Genomic DNA, 23,999 nt, shown 5'->3' with positions numbered 1-23,999 from the left:
AATGAAGAAGAAAAATTTATTTATTTTATTGATGGCCAGCATCCTTTTAATTTTGGCAGGATGTTCAAGCCAAAGTAATAATAGTAGTAAAAAGGTGCAAATTACTTCAACGCCAACCTTGTTCTTTCATGGTGGAGGTTCTTCTTACCATGCTGAAGAGCATATGGTTGATGCTGCCAAAAAGGCTGGTGTAACTAAGTCGGTTATTCGTGCAGAAGTATCCAAGACAGGTAAGGTTACTTTAGTTGGAACTTGGAATAAAGGAGCTAAGAACCCAATCTGTGAAGTTAATTATGAAAATAACCGTCAACTTAATTTTGATAAGCATGGCGAATATGCAACCAACGTAGTAAAAGCATTGCAAAAGAAGTATGGAATTAAGAAGATCAACATGGTTGGTCACTCTTTAGGTAATATTTCAATTATTTACTATATGCTTCAAAATGGTGATAAAAAACACATGCCACAAATTCAGAAACAGGTTGATATTGCTGGACATTTTGCTGGTTTGACTTTTGATGGGATTCCTAAGTCAATAAAGCAACCTAAAGGGATGAAGTTGAGTAGTAATGGTAAACCAAATAAGATGAATTCAACTTATAAGCAAATGACTAAAGTTAGAAGTCTTTATAATAAGAAACATGTTAAGGTGTTAAATATCATTGGTGACCTGGGTAACCGTAGTGATGGTCGTGTAGATAATATTTCTTCCTTATCTCTCCAATACCTAATTGGTAGTGGCCATAGTACTTATCGAGTTTTAAAAGTTAATGGTCGATATGCACAACATTCAAAATTACACGAAAATGCTCAAGTTGATCGCTCTTTGATTAAGTTTTTATGGAATAAATGATAAAAACTAGTATATTTCTTATTGAAGGCGATAATATTTCATGATATTCTAATTTTATCAATTGAAATTCATCTCTTAGAAAGAAGGGTCGCCGTTGCGTCTTTAATCTTGTGAAAATAAGCATAGTTAAATAAGGATTCTATTTTAGTAGGAAAGACTATGCACTTTTGACAAGATTAAAGTTAGGCACTATCTTCTTTTTGATATCTTAAAAATAGAAAGAGTCTGTACTTGTCATAAGTGCAGGCTCTTTTTTCGAGGTGATTTGATGAGTAGTATTAAAATTTCAAACTTATCATTTAGGTATGAAGACAGTATCGATAATATTTTCAATAATTTGAATTTGGATTTAGACAGTTCTTGGCGTTTAGGCTTAGTTGGTAGAAATGGACGTGGGAAGACAACGTTTCTGAAGATATTAAATAGGAAATTACTAGGAAGAGGCAAGATACAAACTAGATTGAGATTCTCTTACTATCCTGTTTCAATTAATGATCCTAAAAATATTACTTTATATGAACTGCAAAATCAGATGCAATTCGAACAATGGGAGTTAGAGCGTGAGTTGAATTTATTAGGTGCCGATCCAAATCTAGTTTGGCAATCGTTTAATAGCTTAAGCGGAGGAGAGCAGACGAAGATCTTGCTGGCTTTGTCTTTCACTGATCAAAATTCGTTTCCCTTAATTGATGAACCTACGAATCACTTAGATGAAGCAAGTCGTAAGGAAGTAAGTAATTATTTGCGTGGGCATCGGCAAGGCTATATTGTGGTCAGCCATGATCGGGACTTTTTGAATCAGGTAACGGATCATATCTTAGCAATTGAGAATAGTGAAATTCACTTATATCAAGGAAACTTTGCGACCTATGAAGAAGTTAAGAATGCACGCGACGAGTTCAACCGTGAAAAAAATCAGAAATTAGCTGGTGAAATTAGTAATCTTCACAATCAAAAAGAGCAGTTCTATCATTGGGCGCAAAAGATAGAGGCTAAAAAGAAACTTGGTCAAAAAACGCAGTACATTATTAACCGGAGGTCTAGAATCAATAAGGCAGCTTTAGGCCATGTGTCAGCGAAGATGATGAAGAAATCCATTAGTGCTAGAAACAGAATGGATAAGCGGATCGAAGAAAAAGAAGGATTAATGGTTAATATTGAAGATGTACCAAGCCTAACGATGAATTATTGCCCTAATTACCATCAAGTTCTGCTTGAAACAGAGAAGTTAAGATTAAGCATTCAAGATAAGGAATTGTTTACTGATCTAAACTTAGTGGTAAGGAATCACGGCGTAGTTTCGCTTGAAGGTAAGAATGGAGCTGGTAAGTCGACATTGCTAAAGTTATTGCTGGGAAAAGCAAGAGAAGTTAAACATCAGGGAAAGTATAGCTTAGCTAGTGGTTTGTTAATTTCCTATTTACCTCAGAATTTCACTACATATAAAGGAAGCTTAAAAAAATTTACTCAAGAGCAGGGGATATCATATGAAGACTTGCTTAATATGTTGAAAAAGATGGGATTCCCGCGTTCAAGCTTTGAGACGCCGATTGAAAAGATGAGTATGGGGCAGAAAAAGCGGGTTGCTATTGCTAAGTCATTAGTTGAGAAAGCTGACTTATACTTGTGGGATGAGCCAGCGAATTACTTAGATGTGTTTAATCAAGATCAATTGATTAGACTGTTAAAAGAAGTAAAACCAGCTATGTTGTTGGTTGAACATGATGAGTATTTTATTGAACAAGTTGCAGCTCAACGGATTGTAATATAGGCAAGAGAGCAAAAGTAAAATTTGATAGGTTGTATAGAAAATGGAGCTCACAGTAAATGTGAAAGCTCCATTTTTTTATGGTTAAAAAGTAGTTAGTAAGAATAATAGTATGAAGGACATAACCAATTTTTGTGGAGAACTTGACAGAAATTAAAATGGGCGCGTATCAACTCTTAATTTTGTTATTTAAAAGAGTGTAATATGTGCAAATAAGAAAAGTGAATAGTAAAAAATTGTCGGTAAGATTTGCTACTCCTATAAGATATAGAACATAGAATAAATTATAAAGAAATTCGTATAAATTCTATAAATGTATATGATTGGGTGACGATGTATGTTACTATATCGTTTGTAATTTATTGTATTCGATAGTATATTGATGGTGTTAAGGTCAATGATGTTAGATTAAATAGGTTAATAAGGGATGATAAAAATATAATTTAATAAACTCAAAGTTTAAGCTAATATCAATAAATATACTTCGTTATAATTGAACGAACTTAAATTTTTGATGCTGGAGGAAAATATGGTCTCAAAAAATAATATTAAGATGAAAAATGAAAAAGTTAGAGACGAAAAACAGCGTTTCTCTATTCGTAAATTTAGTGTAGGGGCTGCATCTGTTTTAATTGGATTAAGCTTTAGCCTATATACTGGTCAGCAAGTATCAGCTGATACTGTTGATAACAGCGATAAAACAGTTGTAGCAAATACCAATGATAATAATCAAGCTACTCAAAATAAGAGTGAAGAAAAATCAAATACTAATCAAGCTAAAAGTACAGTAACTGATGATCTTGATCAGAGTACAGTTGTTGCTAGTTATGAAGCTAACGCTACTACTGACTCAGCTAAAACTGAGAGCAATAATACCGCTACTGAAACCAAGCAAGATGAAAAGACTGCTACAGAAACTGCTAAGACTAATACTACCGCTGAACAAAAAGCAGATTCAGAAAAGAATGTTGCTACTGAAAATGCAGAAAATTCTACTAAGGTAGAGACTGTTAATGCAACTCAACAAGCAAAAGTAAATGACGATACCAATGAAGTAGCAAATAAGAAGACTGAATCAACTATAAAGACAGATGCTATTTCTAATACTAATAACGCAGCAGATGTAAAAACTAATGAAACTTCTGATGTATCAACTAATACACTTAAGTTGAATGACATAGTTAAGAGCGCTTCTTTCTTAAGTGCAAAATCAGCTACTGAAAGTAAAGTTGCCGTTGCATCTGATGATAGTGAAGATACTACTTCAGTAACTGTTAGAGATGCTGATGGTTTAATTGATGCTATTCAAAATGGAACTGCTACTACTATTAATGTCGGTTCGGATATTGATTTAGGTACTAAGAGTATAAATCAAAGTCACATTGTGAATATTAAAAATTATAGAGATATCGTAATTAAATCTGCAGATGATAATAAGAAATACATTGTTGACTTTAATGGGTATTCATTTAATATGGCAGGTAAAAGTGGGGTTACCTTTAGTAAGCTTGATTTATATGATCGGTCGTATTGGAGTCCAATTGAAAATGCTAAGGAATATACATTTGATAATGTCACTTTTCATGGCTCTCAATTAGTTTATACTGATACTTCAGTACCAAGCGTAACTGTTAACTTTAAGGGAAATGTTACAGCTGAATCTGTGAATGGATATACCAGTCCGATAAATCAAAAGAATCAAACTACTCAAGGAAATGGTAATCAACAAGTTCTTCAATTTAGATCAGGAAATAATTCTATTAATTTTGCGGCTGATAGTAATGTTACCCTAAAAACGTATGGTAGTAATGTAATCGAAATTGATGGTGGAACTACCGCTATTAACCTTCAGAGTAATAATGGAGTCAATGGTGCTCAAGTTACATTGGAACCACATACTCAAACTGCTCCTGAGCCAAACTTTATGGGAGTCGATAGGATTGGTAGAGGTATTGCATCACAGGGTACCACTAATATCAATATTGACAAAAGTTCCAATTTGACTATTAGTTTAAACAAATTATCAACAGATAAGTGGCTTTCAGGTGCATTATATTTGACTAAGGGGGCTACTATTGAAAACAAAGGGACTTTGAATGTAAATGTAGATGGTGTTCCTTACAACAAAGATATTGATGCACCAATTTATATTAGTGGTGACTCTAAAATTGATGTTAATGGTGGCCAATTTAGCGTTAATGGTACTAATTTAAATGATTATAACGGAGCATTATTAGTTTCTGCCGGTACTTCAACAATTTCTATTAATCACCACGGTACTTTCCAAGTAACTGGTGATGGGGCTCAAGCAACTGCTGTAAGTTTAGGTAGTGGTAGTATCTTCACTTCAACTCAACCAACATTATTCAATATAACAATGCCAGAAAGTGCAACTGCCATTAAGAATGGTAAAGTTCAATTCCAAGCTGTAAAGACTTCTGAATCAGGTCAACCAATCGGAACAATTGATATTTCTTATGCAGCTAATGGTACTCCAACAGTTACCAAGGTAACTAGTTATGACAAGCAAACGACCATTGACGCTCGTGAAACAGGCAACAATGCTAAAAATGCAATCAATTTAATTACTTCCGGTCCAAGAGTTGATTTAACTGATGTTAGCTTTACCAAGGATGCCGATGGAAACTACATTATGAGTGGTATTGCCAATAACGCTGCTGCTACTGGTGCATTTGTTTATATTTCGGTAAATGGCGTAGTTCATCAAGTTGCTACTACTAATAACAAAACTCTTTGGACTATTGGTCAAACTGGTGATCCAACTTCATCTAATGAACCATATAGTGTTGAAACTGGTACTGATGGTAAATTTAGTGTTAATTTAGGTAAGTTAAACGACAACGATAAGGTTTCTGTTTATGCTGCTAAGGATTTTGTAACTAGTGATACTGACACCAAGACAGTTTCTGAATGGATGACTAATTCATACCGTGATCAATTGCAAAAATTAGTTACTGAGGCTCCGACTATTGAAGAGACTACTAACTATACTCAAGCAGATCCAAATCTTAAGACAGCTTACACAAGTGCAATTAGTGAAGGAAATACCCTTCTTCAAAATACTAGTGCAACTTCACCTCAACTAGAAGCAGCAATTAAGCAAATTACTGATGCTAAAGCAGCTTTAAACGGTGATAGTAATATTTCTGCTGCAAAAGATGCATTACAAAAAGCGGTTGATAATGCTACAAATGTTGAAAATTCTTTTAAGTACTACAATGCAACTGAAGATTTGCAAAATGCATATAAAGATACAATTGTTGCAGGAAATAATATTCTTAGTGAGAAGAATCCAACTTTAGCAGATCTTCAAAATGCTTTAACAGCCATTACAACTACAGAAAGTAAGTTAAATGGTACGGAGACTGATAAAGATGCTCTTGAAGCAGCAGTAAAAAATTCTGATACTGTAAAGGCAAGCAATAATTACACTAATGCCGACGAAGCACAAAAGACTGCGTATGATAATGCAGTTATTGATGCACAAGCAGTTTTAGATAAAACTAATGCAACTCAAGCAGAAGTAAACCAAGCTCTTCAAGATCTTGAAACTGCGAATAATAACCTAAATGGGGATGCGAAGACTGAAGCTGCAAACAAGGCTGCCTTAGAAGCTGCTGTCAAAGATGCACCAAACGTAAGAGATACGCCTGCATTCTACAACGGTACTATCGAAGCTCAAACAGCATATAATAATGCAATTAACGCAGGTCAAGCAGTCTTGGATCAAGCAAATCCATCAGCAAGTGAAGTAAAGAATGCTTTAGATGCAATTAATGCAGCAAAAGATAACCTTAAAGGTGAGGCTACTAATATTGAAGCCTTGGAAACAGCTTTAACCAATGCAAATAATGCTAAGCAAACTGGTAATTACACTAATGCTGATAAAGCAAACCAAGAAGCTCTTAATAATGCGATTACTGCTGGTCAAAAGATCTTAAAGAATACTAATGCAACTCAGGCACAAGTAGACAGTGCAGCAAAGGCTATTACCGATGCAATTACTGGCTTGAATGGTGATGCTAACCTTGCAAATGCTAAGAATACTGCTACTGAAGATATTCAAAAGGCTTTAGATACTAAGACTACCGAAATCATTGACGCTACTAATATCGATCAAGCTACTAAGGATCAATTAATTGCTGATGCTAAGAAGGCAGCAGATGATGCTAATACTGCGATTAATCAAGCAACTGATGCCGATGCAGTTAATACTGCTAAGACTGAAGGAATTACGAACATTAACAATGTAACTGTTCCAAGTTTAGATGATGCTAAAACTAACGCAGCCAAAGAAATTGATCAAGCATTAACTGATAAGACCAAGGAAATCAATAACGCAGAAAATATTGATCAAACAACTAAAGATCAGTTAATTAAAGAAGCAACTGATGCAGCTAATACAGCAAAGGATGCTATTGAAAAATCTACAACTAATGACGAAGCAACTAAAGCAGGCCAAGCTGGTGTAGATGCAATTAACAATGTAAAGGTACCAAGCGTTACTGATAGTCAAAATGCTGCAAAAGATGTAATTGATGATGCCCTTAACGCTAAGACTAAGGAAATCAACGATGCTAATAATATTGATCAAACAACTAAAGATCAATTAATCAAAGAAGCAACCGATGCAGCTAATACTGCTAAGGAAGCTATTGATAAAGCAATCACAGCTGATGCAATTAAGACTGCACAAGATCAAGGAACAACTAATATTAATAATGTTACTGTTCCAAGCTTAGAAGATGCCAAGAAGGCAGCAACTAAAGCAGTAGATGATGCTCTTACTGCTCAAACTGAAGTAATTAATAAAGCTGATAATCTTAGTGATGCAGAAAAGAAAGATCTAATTGATCAAGCAACTACTGAAGCCAATAAGGCTAAAGACAATATTGAAACGGCTACGACAAACAACGAAGCAGCTCAAGCAGGCCAAGATGGTGTTGATGCAATTAAGAAGATTGTTCCAACAAGCTTAGATACTGTGAAGTCGGATGCAAATAAAGCAATTGACGATGCTTTAACTAAGAAATTAGAAGAAATTAATTCAGCTAGTGATCTAACTACTGATGAAAAGACTGCGTTAATACAAGAAGCTAATACGGCTGCGGATAAGGCAAAGGAAGAAATTACTAAGGCAACGACTAATGATGCTGTAATTGAAGCACAAAATACTGGCGTTACTGTAATTAATGACATCAAAGTTCCAACTGAATCAACAGTCAAAGAAGCAGCTAAAAAGGCGGTAGCTGACGCAGCAACTGCAAAGAACAATGCAATTGATTCTTCAAACTTAACTGATGAAGAAAAAACTGCATTGAAGCAAAAAGTAACTGATGCTCAAAATGCTGCCGATCAAGCCATTGATGATGCAACAACAAATACTGCTGTAACTGAAGCACAAAATACTGGTATTAATGCAATTGATAGTATTGAAGTAACTACGTCAACTGCTAAAGAAGCAGCGAAGAAGGCGGTAGCCGAAGCAGCAACTGCAAAGAACAATGCAATCGACGCTTCAAACTTAACAGCGGAAGAAAAGACTGCCTTGAAGCAAGAAGTAACTGATGCTCAAAGTGCTGCCGATCAAGCCATTGATAATGCAACTACTAACGCAGCAGTAACTGAAGCTCAAACCAATGGCGTGAATGCAATTGACGGTATTAAAGTACCAACTACATCAACTACTAAGGAACAAGCAATAACTGACCTTAATAAAGCAGTTGATGAAGCTAAGAAAGCAATTGATCAAGACAGCAACTTAACTGATGAGCAAAGGCAAGCAGCTAAAGATCAAATTGATTCTGATGCTAAGAATGCACAAGATACCATCAACAATGCAAAGACAAATGATGATGTTAAGAAAGCTGCCGATGCTGGTACATTAGCAATTGATAAGGATGTCGCTAATGCAGCCATTGACAATGCAGTTGCAGGTAAGAAAGAAGAAATTTCCAACACATCATTAACTGATGAAGAAAAGGCTACGTTAAATAATGAAGTAGATGAAAAGGCAACTACTGCTAAGGAAGCAATCAATAATGCCGCTACTCCAGAAGCTGTAACCACTGCTCAAGAAAATGGTATTAAGAACATCACTAATACTGAAGTACCAGCTGAATCAGCTGCAAAACAAGCGGCCAAGGAAGCTGTAGCTAAGGCAGCTGATGAAAAGAATGCTGTCATTGATTCTTCAAACTTAACAGCGGAAGAAAAGACTGCCTTGAAGCAAGAAGTAACTGATGCTCAAAATGCTGCCGATCAAGTCATTGATAATGCAACAACAAATGCTGCTGTAACTGAAGCACAAAATAATGGCGTGAATGCAATTAATGGTATTAACGTACCAAGTGCCTCAACTACTAAGGAACAAGCAATAACTGACCTTAATAAAGCAGTTGATGAAGCTAAGAAAGCAATTGATCAAGATAACAACTTGACTGATGAAGAAAAGCAAACCGTTAAAGATCAAATTGATTCTGATGCTAAGAACGCTCAAGATGCCATCAACAATGCTAAGACCAATGATGATGTCAAGAAGGCTGTTGACGCTGGTACATTAACCATTGATAAGGATGTAGCTAATGCAGCTATCGACAATGCAGTTGCTGGTAAAAAAGCAGAAATTTCTAAATCACCATTAACTGATGAAGAAAAGACTACGTTAAACAATGAAGTAGATCAAAAGGCTCAAGATGCTAAAGAATCAATCAATAATGCAACTACTCCAGAAGCTGTAACCACTGCTCAAGAAAATGGTATTAAGGGTATCAATGAGACTTCGGTGCCAACTGAATCAGCTGCAAAACAAGCAGCTAAGGAAGCTATAGCTAAGGCAGCTGATGAAAAGAATAGTGCAATTGATTCTTCAAACTTAACTGATGAAGAAAAAGCTGCTTTGAAGCAAGAAGTAACTGATGCTCAAAATGCTGCCGATCAAGCCATTGATAATGCAACTACTAACGCAGCAGTAACTGAAGCTCAAGACAATGGTGTTAAGACAATTGAGAATATTGAAGTTCCAGCAACATCAGCAAATAAGGAAAAAGCAATCACCGACCTTAATAATGAAGTTGAAAAAGCTAAGCAAGCAATTGATCAAGACAGCAACTTGACTGATGAAGAAAAGCAAGCTGTAAAGTCCCAAATCGATACTGAGGCTAAGACTGCTCAAGATGCGATCAACAGTGCTAAGACTGACAATGAGGTAAACAATGCCGTTAACAGCGGTAAGGTTTCAATTGATAAAGATGTTGCTAACGCAGCAATCGATAATGCAGTTGCAGGTAAGCTTAAGGAAATTCAAGATCCACTAACTACTGACGAAAAACAAGCTTACACTGATTTAATTAATTCTGAAGCAAATAATGCAAAACAAAATATTGCTAATGCAACTACTGTTGAAGAAGTAACCAATGCACAAACAAATGGTGTAAATGAGATTACTAATACCAATATTCCAACTACTTCTTCAGCTAAAAATAATGCAATTTCTGCTATCAATGATGCTCTTCAAAAGAAGACTGATGAAATCAACAACGCATCTAACATCAATCCTCAAGAAAAGACTGATTTAATTAATCAGGCAACTGAAGCAGCAAATGCTGCTAAGAACAATATCAACAACGCCACTACTAATGCCGATGTTGATACTGCCCAAACAAATGGTGAAAAAGCAATTGCTGATGTAACAGTTCCAAACTTGTCTGATGTTAAGAAAGAGAGTATTGATTTAATTAACAAGGCTTTAGATGCCAAGACTGACGAAATTAACAATGCATCTAACCTTTCTCAAGATGAAAAACAAGGCTTGATCAATGATGCAACTAATGCCGCAACTGAAGCAATTAACAACGTCAACCAATCTCAAACAAATGATGATGCTAAGGCTGCAGCAACTACTGGTGTTCAGAACATCGAAAATGTTACTATTCCAAGTCTTGATGAGGCTAAGAAGAACGCTAACCAAGCTATTGATGATGCATTGAACTCTAAAGTAACTGAGATTAAGAATGCTTCTAACTTGAATGACACTGAAAAGCAAAAATTAGTTGATCAGGCAACTGAAGCAGCAGCTACTGCTAAGGCCAATGTTGAAAATGCCACTACCAATGATGATGCTCGCGATGCAGCTAATGCTGGAATTGATAATATTAAAGGTATTACCTTTACTTCACTAGAAGATGCTAAGAAGGCAGCTAACACTGCAATTGACAATGCTTTGCAAGTTAAGACAGATGAAATTAATAATGCATCTAACTTAAGTACTGATGAAAAGCAAGACTTAATCAATCAAGCAACAGAAGTAGCTAAAAATGCAAAAGACAATATCAAGAATGCCACTACCAATGATGCTGTAACTGAAGCACAAAATAAGGGTATGGCAGATATTGCTAATGTGACTGTGCCAAGTTTAGATCAAGTTAAACAAGATGCAATCAATGCAATTAAGCAAGTTCAAGATGCTAAAAATAAGCAAATCTCTGCTGCATCTAACTTAAGCGCTGAAGAGCGAAAAGAGTTAAGCGATCAAGTAGATAAAATTGCTAGCGATGCAATTGCTCAGATTAATGATTCATCAACTACTACCAATGATGCAGTTACTGCAACCCGTGATGATGCAATCAAGCAAATTACTGATCTATTTATTCCAACTCTAGACGGTGCGCAAACAGATGCAATTAATGCAATTGAAAGTGCTAAGAATGCTAAGCTGAATGATATTAACAACGCTACTCACTTAACAGATCAAGAAAAGCAAGCTTTGGTTGATCAAACCAATAAAGCTGCTGATGATGCAACTAAGGAAATTAAGACTGCTCAAACTAATGATACAGTCAAGAGTGCGGAAACAACTGGCTTAGATAACATTAATAACATTACTATTCCAACTTTAGTTCAGAAGCAACACAAAGCTATTGAAGAATTGAATGCAGCACGTGATGCTAAGAATAGTGCAATTGATGATGCTATTGATCTAACTACTGATGAAAAGAACACTTTGAAAGATAAAGTTCAAGCAGAATACAGTAACGCAGTATCAAATATAACCAGTGCAACAACTGATGAAGCAGTAACAACTGCTAAAGAAAACGGAATCGCTGCAATTAAAGACATTGAAATTCCAACTAAGTCAGCTGCTAAGGAACAAGCAACAACTGACCTTAATACTGCAGTTGACGAGGCTAAGAAGGCAATCGATCAAGACAACAACTTGACTGATGAAGAAAAGCAAGCAGCTAAGGATCAAATTGACTCTGATGCTAAGAAGGCCCAAGAAGCAATTGATAATGCTACTACTAATGATGAGGTTAATAGTGCTGTTAATAATGGTAAACTTGCCATTGATAAAGATGTTGCTAATGCAGCAATCGACAATGCAGTTGCTGGTAAGAAGGAAAAAATTTCTAAATCGCCATTAACTGATGAAGAAAAGACTGCTTTAAACAATGAAGTCGATCAAAAAGCTCAAGCTGCTAAAGAAGCAATTAATAACGCAACTACTCTGGAAGCTGTAAGTACTGCACAAGAAAGTGGCATTAAGAATATTAATAATACTGAAGTGCCAACTGAATCAGCAGCTAAAGAAGCAGCTAAGAAAGCAGTGGCAGAAGCTGCGGAAGCTAAAAACAATGCAATTGATTCTTCAAACTTAACTGATGAAGAAAAAGCTACATTGAAGCAAGAAGTTACTGACGCACAAAATGCTGCAAATACTGCAATTGATAACGCAACTAACAATGCTGCAGTAACTGAAGCTCAAGACAATGGTGTTAAGGCAATTAACGGTATTGAAGTACCAACTAAATCCACTACTAAGGAACAAGCAACGACTGACCTTAATAAAGCAGTTGATGAAGCTAAGAAGGCAATTGATCAAGACAACAACTTGACTGAGGAAGAAAAGCAAGCAGCTAAGGATCAAATTGATTCTGATGCTAAGAACGCTCAAGATGCCATCAACACTGCCAAGACCAATGATGATGTTAAGAAGACCGTTGACGCTGGTACATTAACCATTGATAAGGATGTAGCTAATGCAGCTATCGACAATGCAGTTGCTGGTAAAAAAGCAGAAATTTCTAAGACACCATTAACAGACGAAGAAAAGACTTCGTTAAACAATGAAGTAGATCAAAAGGCTCAAGATGCTAAAGAAGCAATCAACAATGCCACTACTCCAGAAGCTGTAACCACTGCTCAAGACAATGGTATTAAGAATATCAATGAGACTTCGGTGCCAACTGAATCAGCTGCAAAACAAGCAGCTAAGGAAGCTATAGCTAAGGCAGCTGATGAAAAGAATAGTGCAATTGATTCTTCAAACTTAACAGCTGAAGAAAAAACTGCTTTGGAGCAAGAAGTAACTGATGCTCAAAGTGCTGCCGATCAAGCCATTGATAATGCAACTACTAACGCAGCAGTAACTGAAGCTCAAGACAAGGGTGTTAAGGCAATTAATGGCATTGAAGTACCAACTAAATCAACTACTAAGGAACAAGCAACAACTGACCTTAATACTGCAGTCAATGAGGCTAAGAAGGCAATCGATCAAGATAGCAATTTGACTGATGAAGAGAAGCAAGCAGCTAAAGATCAAATTGATTCTGATGCTAAGAACGCTCAAGATGCCATCAACAATGCTAAGACCAATGATGATGTCAAGAAGGCCGTTGACGCTGGTACATTAACCATTGATAAGGATGTAGCTAATGCAGCAATCGATAATGCGGTTGCTGGCAAGAAGGCCGAAATTTCTAGATCACCATTAACAGACGAAGAAAAGACTACGTTAAACAATGAAGTAGATCAAAAGGCTCAAGATGCTAAAGAAGCAATCAATGCTGCAACTACTTTAGAAGCTGTAATTAGTGCTCAAGAAAATGGCATTAAGAATATCAATGATACTGAAGTACCTGCTGAATCAACAGCAAAACAAGCAGCCAAAGAAGCTGTAGCTAAAGTAGCTGAGGAAAAGAATTCTGCAATTGATTCTTCAAACTTAACTGATGAGGAAAAAGCTGCTTTGAAGCAAGAAGTTACTGACGCACAAAACGCTGCAAATACTGCAATTGATAACGCAACTAACAATGCTGCAGTAACCGAAGCAGAAGAAAATGGTATTAAAGCAATTAACTCTATTGAAGTACCAACTAAATCCACTACTAAAGATCAAGCAACAACTGATCTTAACAGCGAAGTTGACGATGCTAAGAAGGCAATCGATCAAGATAGCAATTTGACTGATGAAGAGAAGCAAGCTGCTAAGGATCAAATTGACTCTGATGCTAAGAACGCTCAAGATGCCATCAACAATGCTAAGACCAATGATGATGTTAAGAAAGCAATTAATGATGGTAAATTAGCGATTGATAAAGACATTGCTAATGCAGCAATCGATAATGCAGTTGCTGGTAAGAAGAAAGAAATTTCTGAGTCATCATTAACAGCAGAAGAAAAGACTGCTTTAAACAATGAAGTAGATGAAAAGGCAAATACTGCTAAAGAATCAATCAATAATGCAACTACTCCAGAAGCTGTAATTAGTGCTCAAGAAAGTGGCATTAAGAATATTAATGATACTGAAGTACCAGCTGAATCAGCAGCCAAAGAAACAGCTAAGAAGGCAGTAGCAGAAGCTGCCGAAGCTAAGAACAATGCAATTGATTCTTCAAACTTAACAGACGAAGAAAAGGCTGTATTGAAGCAAGAAGTTACTGACGCACAAAACGCTGCTAATACTGCAATTGATAACGCAACTACCAACGCTGCAGTAGCAGAAGCTCAAAACAACGGTATTGACAAGATCAATAGTATTGAAATCTCAGCTAAATCAGCAGCTAAGGAACAAGCAACTACTGATCTTAACAACGAAGTTGATGAAGCTAAGAAGGCAATTGATCAAGATAACAACTTGACTGATGAGCAAAAACAAGCAGCTAAAGATCAAATTGACTCTGCTGCTAAGAAAGCACAAGAAGCAATTGATAATGCTAAGAGTAACGACGACGTTAAGAAGGCAGTCGATGATGGAAAATTAGCAATTGATAAAGATGTTGCTAATACAGCTATCGACGATGCAGCTGCTGGTAAGCTTAAGGAAATCAGCGATTCATTAACTGATGAAGAAAAACAAGCTTACACTGATCTAATCAATAATGAAGCAGATAATGCAAAACAAAAGATTGCAGACTCAACTACCCCTGAAGAAGTAACTCGTGCTCAAGAAGAAGGAGTTAAGGAAATTAATAACATTAACGTTCCAACTACTTCTCCAGCTAAAGACGCAGCAAACGCTGCAATTGATCAGGCTTTGAAGAACAAGGAAGATGAAATTAACAGCGCAACTAATATCTCTTCTGAAGAAAAACAAGCTTTAATCAATCAAGCAACTGAAGCAGCTAATACCGCTAAGAGCAATATTAACAATGCAACCACTAATGCAGCTGTTGAAACTGCTCAAGTTAATGGTGAAAAAGCTATCGCTGATGTGACTGTACCTGGTTTATCCGACATCAAGAAGGAAAGTATTGATCTCATCAACAAAGCCTTAAACGAAAAGCAAGCTGAAATCAATAACTCTTCTAACTTGAGTCAAGATGAAAAGCAAGATCTTATTGATCAAGCAACTAATGCAGCCACTGAAGCAATCGATAACATTAATCAAGCTAAGACTAATGATGAAGCTAAGGAAGCTGCAGATACTGGTGTTAAGAACATTGAAAATATTTCAATTCCAAGTCTTGATAATGCTAAGAAGAATGCAAACCAAGCAATTGACGATGCATTAAATTCTAAGAAGAACGAAATCAATAATGCTACAAACTTAACTGATTCAGAAAAGACTGATTTAATTAATAAAGTAACAGATATCGCTAATACTGCTAAAGATAATATCAATAAAGCAACTATTAATACTGACGTAAAGGCAGCAGAAGATAAGGGAGTTGCTGATATCAATGATATTAACTTCACTAACTTAGACGATTCTAAGAAAGCAGCAAACCAAGCAATCGACAATGCTTTAGATGCTAAGAAGAACGAAATTAACAATGCTTCAAACCTAAGTGATTCAGAAAAAGCTGATCTAATTAACAATGCAACTGAAATTGCAGAAAAAGCTCATGATGCAATTAATGGAGCAACTACCAATGACGCAGTTAATAAGGCTGAAAACAAGGGTATTGAAGATATTGCTAATGTCAATGTTCCAAGTTTAAATGAAACCAAGCAATCAGGAGTTGATGCTATTAAGCAAGTTCAAAGTGCTAAGAATAGTCAAATTAAAGCAGCTAAGAATTTAAGTGCCGATGAACAAAAGAGTTTAATTGATCAAGTTAACAAGATTGCACAAGAAGCAATTGATAAGATCAATGATCCCGCAATAACTACAAACGATGCTGTTACTGAAATTCGTGATCAAGCAATTGATCAAATTACTAACTTATTCATTCCAACTTTAGATGGTGCACAAAAGGATGCTACTGAAGCAATCACCTCTGCTAAAGAAGCCAAGATTGAAGAAATCACTAATGCTACGAACTTAACCCCTCAGACTAAGCAAGATTTAATTGACCAAGTAACTAAGGCAGCTGATGATGCTACTAAGGCAATTAATGAAGCACAAACAAATGATGCAGTTAAGGAAGCAGAAACTAAGGGCTTAGAAGACATCAACAGTATTCAAGTTCCAAGTTTAGTTGAAAGTAAAGATAAGGCTATTAAAGCAATTGACGATGCTTTGAAGCAGAAGACTGAAGAAATTAATGCTGCTGATCTTGATCAAAAGCAGAAGGATGATTTAATTAGTCAAATTACTAAGATTGCTACTGATACTAAGAATAAGGTATTTAACGCCATAACTAATGCAGACGTTGATGCACTAGTTGAAGCTGGTATCAAGGCTATTGAGTCTATTACGATTCCAGCTAAGAATAATACTGACAACAATGGCAATCACGAAAATAATGGTTCATCAACTGACCTAACACTAAGTCATAATGATGAAGATAACACTAAACCAACTACTAACCATGGAGAAACTAATACTAAGAAAGAAAACAGTAGGCATGTTGATACTGTAATTACTAACTCAGTTCATGCTAAGAGTAATACTGCTGCACATCATAATCGTCGTGTCGTAAGTAAGAAGGCTACTTTACCACAAACAGGTAAGAAGAATTCTAGCTTAACTCTTGCTGGTGCAGTACTACTTGGATTAGCTGGTGTACTTTCATTATTTGGATTAGGAGACAAGAGAAAAAAGAATAACTAATCATAAATAGTTGATACGAAAAGAGCGATATTTCTGGGAGGAAATATCGCCTTTTTCTATATATTTATTAATTAGAATAAATGTAAGCGTCATATAACCGAGTATCTTTTTTAGTCCTTATTTTTCCGGTATTCTAATCTCATCAAATTGATGGAGGTTAAGAATATGATTGAAAAACAACAGCTAATTGTGGCATTCAACCATCCAGTGAGACCGAAAAAGACTCGTCTACCACGTAATAATCTATTGCTTAGCTTGAAGAAAAATGACTTAGAACTAAGCTTCTATAGTAGTTTAGATCCTGAAATTATGAATAAGCTTTTAGAAAAGATTTTGTCATGATTAAGCTTAGTGACTTGGGCCAAGTCTATATCGTTTGTGGTAAGACTGACTTGCGTAAAGGCATTGATGGCCTAGCAATCTTAATCAAAGAACAGTTTGAGCTTGACCCCCTTTAGTCGTAAAGTTTTTCTCTTCTGCGACGGCAGAAAAGATCGTTTCAAAGGCTTTTATTGGGACGGCGAAGGCTTCTGGCTGCTCTATAAAAGATTTGAAAATGGAAAAATGAACTGGCTCCGAAATCAAAATGAAGTTCAAGCTTTATCTTCTGCACAAGTTGATTGGTTAATGAAGGGCTTCGCAATTAGTCCAAAAATAAAGAACACGAAAGCGCGCGAATTTTACTAACACTTAACATCGCGCGCTTTTTGATATTCTTTTAACTAACAAATTTAGGGGAGAAGTTAACATCATGGCCAAAACAGATCTAGAAAAGATTATTGCTCAACAGGCAACTACTATTCAAAACCTTACTGATGAGATTAAGCTCCTCCGTGAACAAGTAGCTTACCTAACGCAAAAACGCTTTGGCAAGTCTTCAGAACAAATGCTTTTAAATGGACAAACAAGTCTCTTTGATGAACCTGATGCTCAAGATGACGGAGAACGTCCCCGACACCGCCGTTCAGACTATTACTTATAAAAGAAATGGACTTGACCCCTGAAAAAGACTTGAATTACTTACTTCAAAAACTACCGAATGAAGAGATTTTAAATTCGAAAACCCTTGAAGCTTATTTACCATGGCAAGAAAACCTCCAAATAAATTGTAAATAAGAGAACTTAAATAACCTCCTCAGTATAATAGTAACTGGGACGGTTTTTAAGTACACTATTTTATTTGACGCTTACTAAACACGTATCTCTAATAGAGGATGTTCTAACTTTAATTGGCGCCTTATAAAATAAATAATTACTAAAATACCCAAGATTAATAAAAGAATTGTTTCTAATCCTAATTTTCCAGTTTGTCCGATTCGTCCCAGACTGTATAAAAGAGCACCTGTGCCTAGAATTGATGAAATAACACAGTAAAAGCCTAAATGATCCGACTGTTTTGTAAGAATATTTTTAACGAAGAGGTGTGTAGCTAGAATTACGAGAATACTTATTGGGATTAAAATAATAAAAAGCATGCGCCCAGAGAAATATTCAACGATAATTCCTGAAATCGCCAATTGCGGGTCCTAAATTTATAATAATTCCAGCTAATCCCATAACTGTTCCTCTTTGGTTTGGTGGAAATAAGAGTGATAAGACACTAGAAACCAGTGGCATATTAATTCCTACAGCAATTGCTTCAATTAGATGACCGATTAATAAGATTGAAAAATTTGGCGCAAATGTAGCAATAAGGGTCCCAACTAAAAAGATAGACATTGTAGTTGTGAAGAGTTTATTTAAGGAAAATCTTTTCACTAAAAATGGAGTTAATGGCATCGACATTCCAGCAACTAGCATGTATCCGGTACTTAACAATTGCACAGTCATTTCGTCGACGTGCACTTCTTTCATAATTGTTGGTAATCCATTGTTCATTAATGTTTCTGAAAAAGCTGTCGTAAAACTACCACATAAAAGAGTAATCACCATCCATATTTTTTGATGTTTGCTTAGGATCATAAATAAAATTATCCTTTCTTAAAGAAAAAAACTGGAAAAGGTATCAAAGTACCAATTCCAGTTTTTATTTACCGCTCGCTGTCAAAATGAGCGTGATTTGTTAAATTTCAAGTTTTAGATTATCAAAATTATGGAGTAGGTTTACGTTTACCATATCAATTAAATGGTTGGAACTAAAAGATGTCACAAGTGTCAGGAGATTTTCAATCCTTTATTTATGATGTAAAGAAAATACTAAAATTTTTAGTTTTAAAGTGAATAAGAGCATAAAATTATACATAATAAAGCCAAAATTTTATCGCCATTGTTCCAAATTAATGAGAGAATTATAGATAACTTCTGTAAAGATTGGATTTATAAAATGATATATCAAACTTTCGCTCAATTATATGATCAATTATTTGATTCAGATATGTATAAAAATTGGGAAAAATTCACTTTGGCTAATATTAAAAAGGCAGATTGTAATTTGCTTGATTTGGCTGGTGGTAGTGGACGATTAGCTGTTTTATTAGCAAAAGATGAAATCAATGTCACAGTGGCAGACTTTTCCGATGAAATGCTCAGTTTGGCTAGTCAACATAGCGTTGAAAACAATGTTTCCATGCAGTTAATTGAAACTGATATGCGAGATTTGAGTGGCCTTGAAAAGTATGATGTGATTACCTGTTATGCAGATTCGCTTTGTTATTTAGATGATGAAAATGATTTGTTCCAGGTATTTTCAGAAGTCGCTAATCATTTAGAGAGGGATGGTGTTTTTCTTTTTGATGTAATTACTCCGCATCAAACTGATGATGTGTATCCCGGCTTTATGTATAATTATCAGGATGAAGATTATTCAAGAGCCTTTATGTGGCAAAGTTATGCAGATGATGATGTTGAGCATGGGGTAATTCACGACCTGACTTTCTTTAATAGAATGGAAAATGGGAAGTACAATCGTTTGTCTGAAACTCATTATGAAAGAGCGTATGAATTGCCAGTTATTAAATCATTGCTAACGCAAGCAGGTTTTGCTTCTATTGAAGTAGGTTCTGATTTTAGCTTAGAGATGAAAGATAAAAATGCCACTCGTTGGTTTTTTAAATGTGAAAAATAATATAAAAATGTCGATAGATTCATATAATGGTCTATCGACATTTTTGGATATGTTTAAAATTTAAATTTTCTCATAAAAATAGGAGTGGTGCGATGATCAAGATAACCTGCGCTTTGTGGTGTGATTTCTAGTACTCTTAAATCTTCTTTTGCAACTTCGATATTATCTGCATAAATTTCATTAAGATAAGCATTCTTTTCAAAAATTTCATCAATGTATTGATGGTCTACATTCTTGATAATGCCTTTAATTGAAAAACCACAAGAGTCCATTGTTCCATTTCCTTTGTAGCCATTTACAATAACTTTTGGTTGGTATTAAATCTCGAAAGAATGGATTTTGGCTAGAAGTAGCAATATATAATTTGCCGTTTTTATTAAGCAATAAATCGCATACTTGTGCACTTGGTTCGCCATGATGAGTTGTTGCTACATCAACATTATGGATTTGATTTACTGCAAAATCTAAAAACTCCTGATTACTTGTATGATTATTTAAAATGTCTACCATAATTAAATCCTTTCTTGTCGTTTTTATCCAGTAGAATTATTATATAAGAAAATACTGACATTTTTTGACGGAATAAATTGAAATTATGAAAAAATCAGAAAGACTAAATCAAGAATTAATTTATTTAAGTGACAAGAAAATATTTCATTTAAAGGAGTTAGAAGATCGCTTTTCAATTTCAGAAAGAACAGCATTGCGTGATATTACAGATTTAGAACAATTGGGGTTGTCATTTTATACGCAAGCAGGTCGTCAAGGCGGTTATCACTTAACTAATAATAAACTTCTAACGCCAATTAGATTTAATACGCAAGAAATAAATGCAATTTTCTTTGCCTTAGAAGCAATTAAAAAGATTTCTACTACGCCTTACAGTAATGAATATGATCAAATTAAGCAGAAATTACTTAAAAGTTTATCGTATAAACTACAAGAACAGATTAAACTTCAAGATAAGGTGATTCATTTTAATAGTCAACCGAGTTTAAATCAAGTAAAGTACTTTGAAACTTTAATTGATGCTTGTATTAATAATAGGCGAATTAATGTGCAAAGTTCACAACTTTCAAATAAAGAGCAAAATTTCCAATTATTGGATCTATTTTTTCAAGCAGGAAATTGGTTCTGTCATGCTTATAATGAAAAATCAGCAGTTTGGAAGATTTTAAGACTAGATAAATTTCAAAAAGTTGAAATAGCTATTAATCAAGATAGTTTAATTAATAGAAAAGAGTTAGTAGCTAGTTTTAAGCAATATGAAACAGAATATTATCAAATTTCATATCGTTGCATTTTGACAAAAGAAGGAGAACAAAAAGTCCAGTATAATTCTTATCCAATTATGAATATTATTCATGATAAAGGAAAAATTTATTTGGATGGCAAATATAATAGAGAGGAACTACATTATTTGATTAATTATTTAATTTCATTAGGTAGTAATGTGAAAATTATTTATCCTGATGAATTAAAAGAAAGCTATCTTAAACAATTAAAAGAGATAGTGAAGCAATATGATTAGTTATTATTAGTATAGAAAATTTGCTAAAGCAGAATACTGCGAACATAATATATTGCAGAGGCGATGAAAATGAAAAATGGATATTGTCACAAAGGAATGAAATGTCAGAAAGGTTGTCCTTGCGCTGGAAAAGATGGTATTTGTCATTGCAAAATGGTGAATGACAAGGAATGTGCGTGCAAGAGTCATTGCAAGGAACAAGATAAGAACTAGAAAAAAACACTAATAGATTTTTGTAAAAGATAAATCTATTAGTGCCTTTTTGACTATATTATTTTAGTGCGTTTGACTGGAAACAGGAATGAAATAACTGGAATAACTAGATATAATATCATCGCTAATTTAGCATTAAACAATGATAAGATAATTAATATAACGTTCAAAAATAAAGTTACGGTCATTTTTCTAATGAAAGAACGACTGATAATAATGTTCATTATTTGAGAATATTTAGCTGTTTTTCTAGCTCCAAAATATTGAATTAAATATTCTAAAATCTTAGCAATTAAAAATACAATTCCAAAGTTTGCTACAGCAAAAGTGGAAGTTTCTGCCATAATCCATTTTGTCATGACTGGTAAAAGCGACAAGTCAGCTAAGAAAAAGAAGTCTAAAATAGCAATTGTTTTTGATGGCTTAAAAATGTAGTAAGAAAATGCTAAGTGCAGATCATACCAAAAGTCTGCCACAATAAAAAAAGTGATTAGAAAGACGATAATATTATTGATGAACTGTTGATAATGAACTTCATGCAGTGCAGGCTGAATTTCTAAAACAATAATTGTAATGATGATTGCCATTACACCATCATTAAAAGCTTGCAAGTGTTCATGTAGACTTTCAGGCTCATTTTTTTGAGCTTCAATTAATTCTTTTTTAACGTTGTTTAATTTTTCTTTTTCTTGATCTGAAAATTGATCAAAATTGTGTTTTCTGGAATTTCTTGGCATGAGTTACTCCTATAATAAATAAGCTAGCTTTAATAATTATAGCAATAAATAAGCTAGCTTTAATAATTATAGCAAAACTTTATCTGCATTGATTTATTAATAGACCAATCATCATTAATGAAGTAATAATTACAGTAAAAGTAAAGTGCTAAGATGAAATGTTATATACAAGTTAGATATTTTCTTGCAAGATTTTTATTAAAAGCGCATATTTTAGTTATAGATTATGAATGATGGAGGATAGTCGAATGCTAAAAAATATTGTCTTTGATTTTGGCAACGTAATTATGAATTATAACCCCGGTGAAATTTTGAATCATTATGAATTAAGTCCAGCAGATCATGATTTATTAAGAAAAATAATTTTTGAATCTAAAGAGTGGACCGAGATTGATGCTGGAAAGATTACGGAAAAAGAAGCAACTGAAATATTTGTGGATCGTGTTCCAGATAATTTAAAGAGCAAGGTTAAACAAATTATGGTAACTTGGCCCGAAAATGTTGATTTTTATGAACCAGTTTTTAATTATATGGAAAAATTGCACCAAAAAGGCTACAAAATTTATGGTTTGTCTAATACGGGAATGCAATTTGCAAACTTTGTTAAAGATTCTGAAATGGGTAATTATTTCGATGGATACGTTTTTTCAGCACAAGAGAAATTAATGAAACCAGATAAAAGAATCTATGAAAAATTATTTGCTCGTTATATGTTGAAACCAGAAGAAAGTTTATTCATTGATGACTTGAAGGTAAATACTGATGCTGCAAAGAAATTAGGCATGCGAGCTTTTACTTTTAAAATTGATAGGCTAGGCGAGTTACAAGACTACATTGCTAGTCATTAATTTAATTATAAAATTTTTCAGGTGATTAAAAAATGAAGACAAATGATAAAATTGCAAATTGGGCGATGGATTTACAAAGTTTAGCTCAAGCTGGATTAAAATACGGACATGATGTTTTTGATCTTGAACGCTATGAAGAAATTCGTAGAATTGCTGGTGAAATGATGTCGGCTAGAACTGGAATTCCAGAAGAGAAACTTAAAACGCTTTTCTTAGGGGATGAAGGGTATCAAACTCCCAAAATTGAAACTAGGGCTGCGATTTTCAAAGATAACAAAATCTTATTAGTTCGGGAAAAGATGTCTCAGGAATGGTCGTTGCCAGGAGGATGGAATGACTATGATCAAACAGTTGCTGATAATTGCATTAAAGAAGCATTTGAAGAATCAGGTCGAAGGGTAAAACCAGTAAAAATTATTGCTGTGCAAGATCGGAATCATCATAATAAACCAATTTTAGCAACGAATGTCACTAAAATCTTTTTCTTGTGTAAAGAATTAGATGGAGAATTTACACCAAATGATGAAACAGATGCTTGTGAATATTTTGCCTTAGATGATTTACCGAAATTATCACTTGATCGAAATACTAAAGAACAAATTGCAATGTGTTTTGATGCAAATAATGATCCTGACTGGGATACTAAATTTGAATAAAGGATATTTTGACTATATGTAATTATTGCTATT

Annotated in this window: 15 protein-coding genes and 1 pseudogene; 12 read left to right on the top strand and 4 right to left on the bottom strand. The window is 34.5% G+C overall.

What is annotated here, in order from left to right:
* Nucleotide 1: 1 nt before the first annotated feature.
* From QM512_RS03935 to QM512_RS03900, 8 genes and pseudogenes are all read left to right on the top strand, one after another.
* Nucleotides 2–853 (top strand): alpha/beta hydrolase, encoded by an 852-nt coding sequence (locus QM512_RS03935; RefSeq protein WP_282806219.1) that lies wholly within the window; start codon nt 2–4, stop codon nt 851–853.
* Between the two features lie 268 nt (nt 854–1,121).
* Nucleotides 1,122–2,624 (top strand): ribosomal protection-like ABC-F family protein, encoded by a 1,503-nt coding sequence (gene abc-f / locus QM512_RS03930; RefSeq protein ID WP_282806218.1) that lies wholly within the window; start codon nt 1,122–1,124, stop codon nt 2,622–2,624.
* A gap of 526 nt (nt 2,625–3,150) precedes the next feature.
* Nucleotides 3,151–16,917, top strand: coding sequence for a DUF1542 domain-containing protein (locus tag QM512_RS03925; RefSeq protein WP_282806217.1), 13,767 nt, complete (start codon nt 3,151–3,153; stop codon nt 16,915–16,917).
* 165 nt (nt 16,918–17,082) lie between these two features.
* Entirely contained in the window at nt 17,083–17,259 is a 177-nt protein-coding gene (locus tag QM512_RS03920) for a hypothetical protein (protein WP_282806216.1), read from the top strand.
* Entirely contained in the window at nt 17,256–17,375 is a 120-nt protein-coding gene (tnpB, locus tag QM512_RS03915) for an IS66 family insertion sequence element accessory protein TnpB (protein WP_282806215.1), read from the top strand. Before QM512_RS03920 ends, tnpB (QM512_RS03915) begins: the two co-directional genes overlap by 4 nt.
* Nucleotides 17,356–17,604, top strand: a complete 249-nt coding sequence (gene tnpB, locus QM512_RS03910; RefSeq protein ID WP_317133739.1) for an IS66 family insertion sequence element accessory protein TnpB — start codon at nt 17,356–17,358, stop codon at nt 17,602–17,604. The genes tnpB (QM512_RS03915) and tnpB (QM512_RS03910) overlap by 20 nt, the downstream gene beginning before the upstream one ends.
* 64 nt (nt 17,605–17,668) lie before the next feature.
* A complete protein-coding gene (locus QM512_RS03905) occupies nt 17,669–17,899 on the top strand; it encodes a transposase (RefSeq protein WP_282806213.1) in 231 nt (76 codons plus the stop codon).
* Nucleotides 17,892–18,033 (top strand): annotated as a pseudogene (locus QM512_RS03900) (IS66 family transposase); the annotation flags it as partial. The gene QM512_RS03905 and the pseudogene QM512_RS03900, both read left to right, overlap by 8 nt.
* Before the next feature lie 375 nt (nt 18,034–18,408).
* On the opposite strand, the gene QM512_RS03895 reads toward QM512_RS03900, so the two are convergent.
* Nucleotides 18,409–18,879 carry an MFS transporter gene (locus QM512_RS03895; RefSeq protein WP_282806212.1) on the bottom strand — a complete coding sequence of 157 codons (471 nt, stop codon included), beginning with the start codon at nt 18,877–18,879 and terminating at the stop codon, nt 18,409–18,411.
* A gap of 361 nt (nt 18,880–19,240) precedes the next feature.
* On the opposite strand from QM512_RS03895, the gene QM512_RS03890 reads away from it, so the two are divergent.
* Complete coding sequence (locus tag QM512_RS03890; RefSeq protein WP_282806211.1) at nt 19,241–19,981, top strand: class I SAM-dependent DNA methyltransferase; 741 nt, start codon at nt 19,241–19,243, stop codon at nt 19,979–19,981.
* A 53-nt stretch (nt 19,982–20,034) separates the two neighbouring features.
* Here QM512_RS03890 and QM512_RS03885 read toward each other — a convergent pair whose 3' ends face one another.
* Both QM512_RS03885 and QM512_RS03880 read right to left on the bottom strand, forming a co-directional pair.
* Nucleotides 20,035–20,253 (bottom strand): hypothetical protein, encoded by a 219-nt coding sequence (locus QM512_RS03885; protein WP_282806210.1) that lies wholly within the window; start codon nt 20,251–20,253, stop codon nt 20,035–20,037.
* Nucleotides 20,228–20,491 (bottom strand): hypothetical protein, encoded by a 264-nt coding sequence (locus tag QM512_RS03880; RefSeq protein ID WP_282806209.1) that lies wholly within the window; start codon nt 20,489–20,491, stop codon nt 20,228–20,230. The genes QM512_RS03885 and QM512_RS03880 overlap by 26 nt, the downstream gene beginning before the upstream one ends.
* A gap of 85 nt (nt 20,492–20,576) precedes the next feature.
* Here QM512_RS03880 and QM512_RS03875 point away from each other — a divergent pair, with 85 nt between their 5' ends.
* Nucleotides 20,577–21,512 (top strand): helix-turn-helix transcriptional regulator, encoded by a 936-nt coding sequence (locus QM512_RS03875; RefSeq protein WP_282806208.1) that lies wholly within the window; start codon nt 20,577–20,579, stop codon nt 21,510–21,512.
* A 266-nt stretch (nt 21,513–21,778) separates the two neighbouring features.
* Here QM512_RS03875 and QM512_RS03870 read toward each other — a convergent pair whose 3' ends face one another.
* Nucleotides 21,779–22,462, bottom strand: a complete 684-nt coding sequence (locus QM512_RS03870; protein ID WP_282806207.1) for a TMEM175 family protein — start codon at nt 22,460–22,462, stop codon at nt 21,779–21,781.
* 248 nt (nt 22,463–22,710) lie between these two features.
* Between QM512_RS03870 and QM512_RS03865 the strand changes: the two genes are divergently transcribed.
* Both QM512_RS03865 and QM512_RS03860 read left to right on the top strand, forming a co-directional pair.
* Nucleotides 22,711–23,310 (top strand): HAD family hydrolase, encoded by a 600-nt coding sequence (locus QM512_RS03865; RefSeq protein WP_282806206.1) that lies wholly within the window; start codon nt 22,711–22,713, stop codon nt 23,308–23,310.
* Nucleotides 23,311–23,342: 32 nt separating this feature from the next.
* Nucleotides 23,343–23,966, top strand: a complete 624-nt coding sequence (locus QM512_RS03860) for an NUDIX hydrolase N-terminal domain-containing protein (RefSeq protein WP_282806205.1) — start codon at nt 23,343–23,345, stop codon at nt 23,964–23,966.
* Nucleotides 23,967–23,999: the final 33 nt, after the last annotated feature.

Source organism: Lactobacillus isalae (assembly GCF_947539375.1).
GTDB lineage: Bacteria > Bacillota > Bacilli > Lactobacillales > Lactobacillaceae > Lactobacillus > Lactobacillus isalae.
This window is presented reverse-complemented; position numbering and strand designations above follow the sequence as displayed.

Coding starts and splice junctions, on each gene's coding strand:
- QM512_RS03935 (WP_282806219.1), top strand. CDS start 2: ATGAAGAAGAAAAATTTATTTATTTTATTGATGGCCAGCATCCTTTTA.
- abc-f (WP_282806218.1), top strand. CDS start 1,122: ATGAGTAGTATTAAAATTTCAAACTTATCATTTAGGTATGAAGACAGT.
- QM512_RS03925 (WP_282806217.1), top strand. CDS start 3,151: ATGGTCTCAAAAAATAATATTAAGATGAAAAATGAAAAAGTTAGAGAC.
- QM512_RS03920 (WP_282806216.1), top strand. CDS start 17,083: ATGATTGAAAAACAACAGCTAATTGTGGCATTCAACCATCCAGTGAGA.
- tnpB (WP_282806215.1), top strand. CDS start 17,256: ATGATTAAGCTTAGTGACTTGGGCCAAGTCTATATCGTTTGTGGTAAG.
- QM512_RS03905 (WP_282806213.1), top strand. CDS start 17,669: ATGGCCAAAACAGATCTAGAAAAGATTATTGCTCAACAGGCAACTACT.
- QM512_RS03895 (WP_282806212.1), bottom strand. CDS start 18,879: ATGATCCTAAGCAAACATCAAAAAATATGGATGGTGATTACTCTTTTA.
- QM512_RS03890 (WP_282806211.1), top strand. CDS start 19,241: ATGATATATCAAACTTTCGCTCAATTATATGATCAATTATTTGATTCA.
- QM512_RS03885 (WP_282806210.1), bottom strand. CDS start 20,253: ATGGACTCTTGTGGTTTTTCAATTAAAGGCATTATCAAGAATGTAGAC.
- QM512_RS03880 (WP_282806209.1), bottom strand. CDS start 20,491: ATGGTAGACATTTTAAATAATCATACAAGTAATCAGGAGTTTTTAGAT.
- QM512_RS03875 (WP_282806208.1), top strand. CDS start 20,577: ATGAAAAAATCAGAAAGACTAAATCAAGAATTAATTTATTTAAGTGAC.
- QM512_RS03870 (WP_282806207.1), bottom strand. CDS start 22,462: ATGCCAAGAAATTCCAGAAAACACAATTTTGATCAATTTTCAGATCAA.
- QM512_RS03865 (WP_282806206.1), top strand. CDS start 22,711: ATGCTAAAAAATATTGTCTTTGATTTTGGCAACGTAATTATGAATTAT.
- QM512_RS03860 (WP_282806205.1), top strand. CDS start 23,343: ATGAAGACAAATGATAAAATTGCAAATTGGGCGATGGATTTACAAAGT.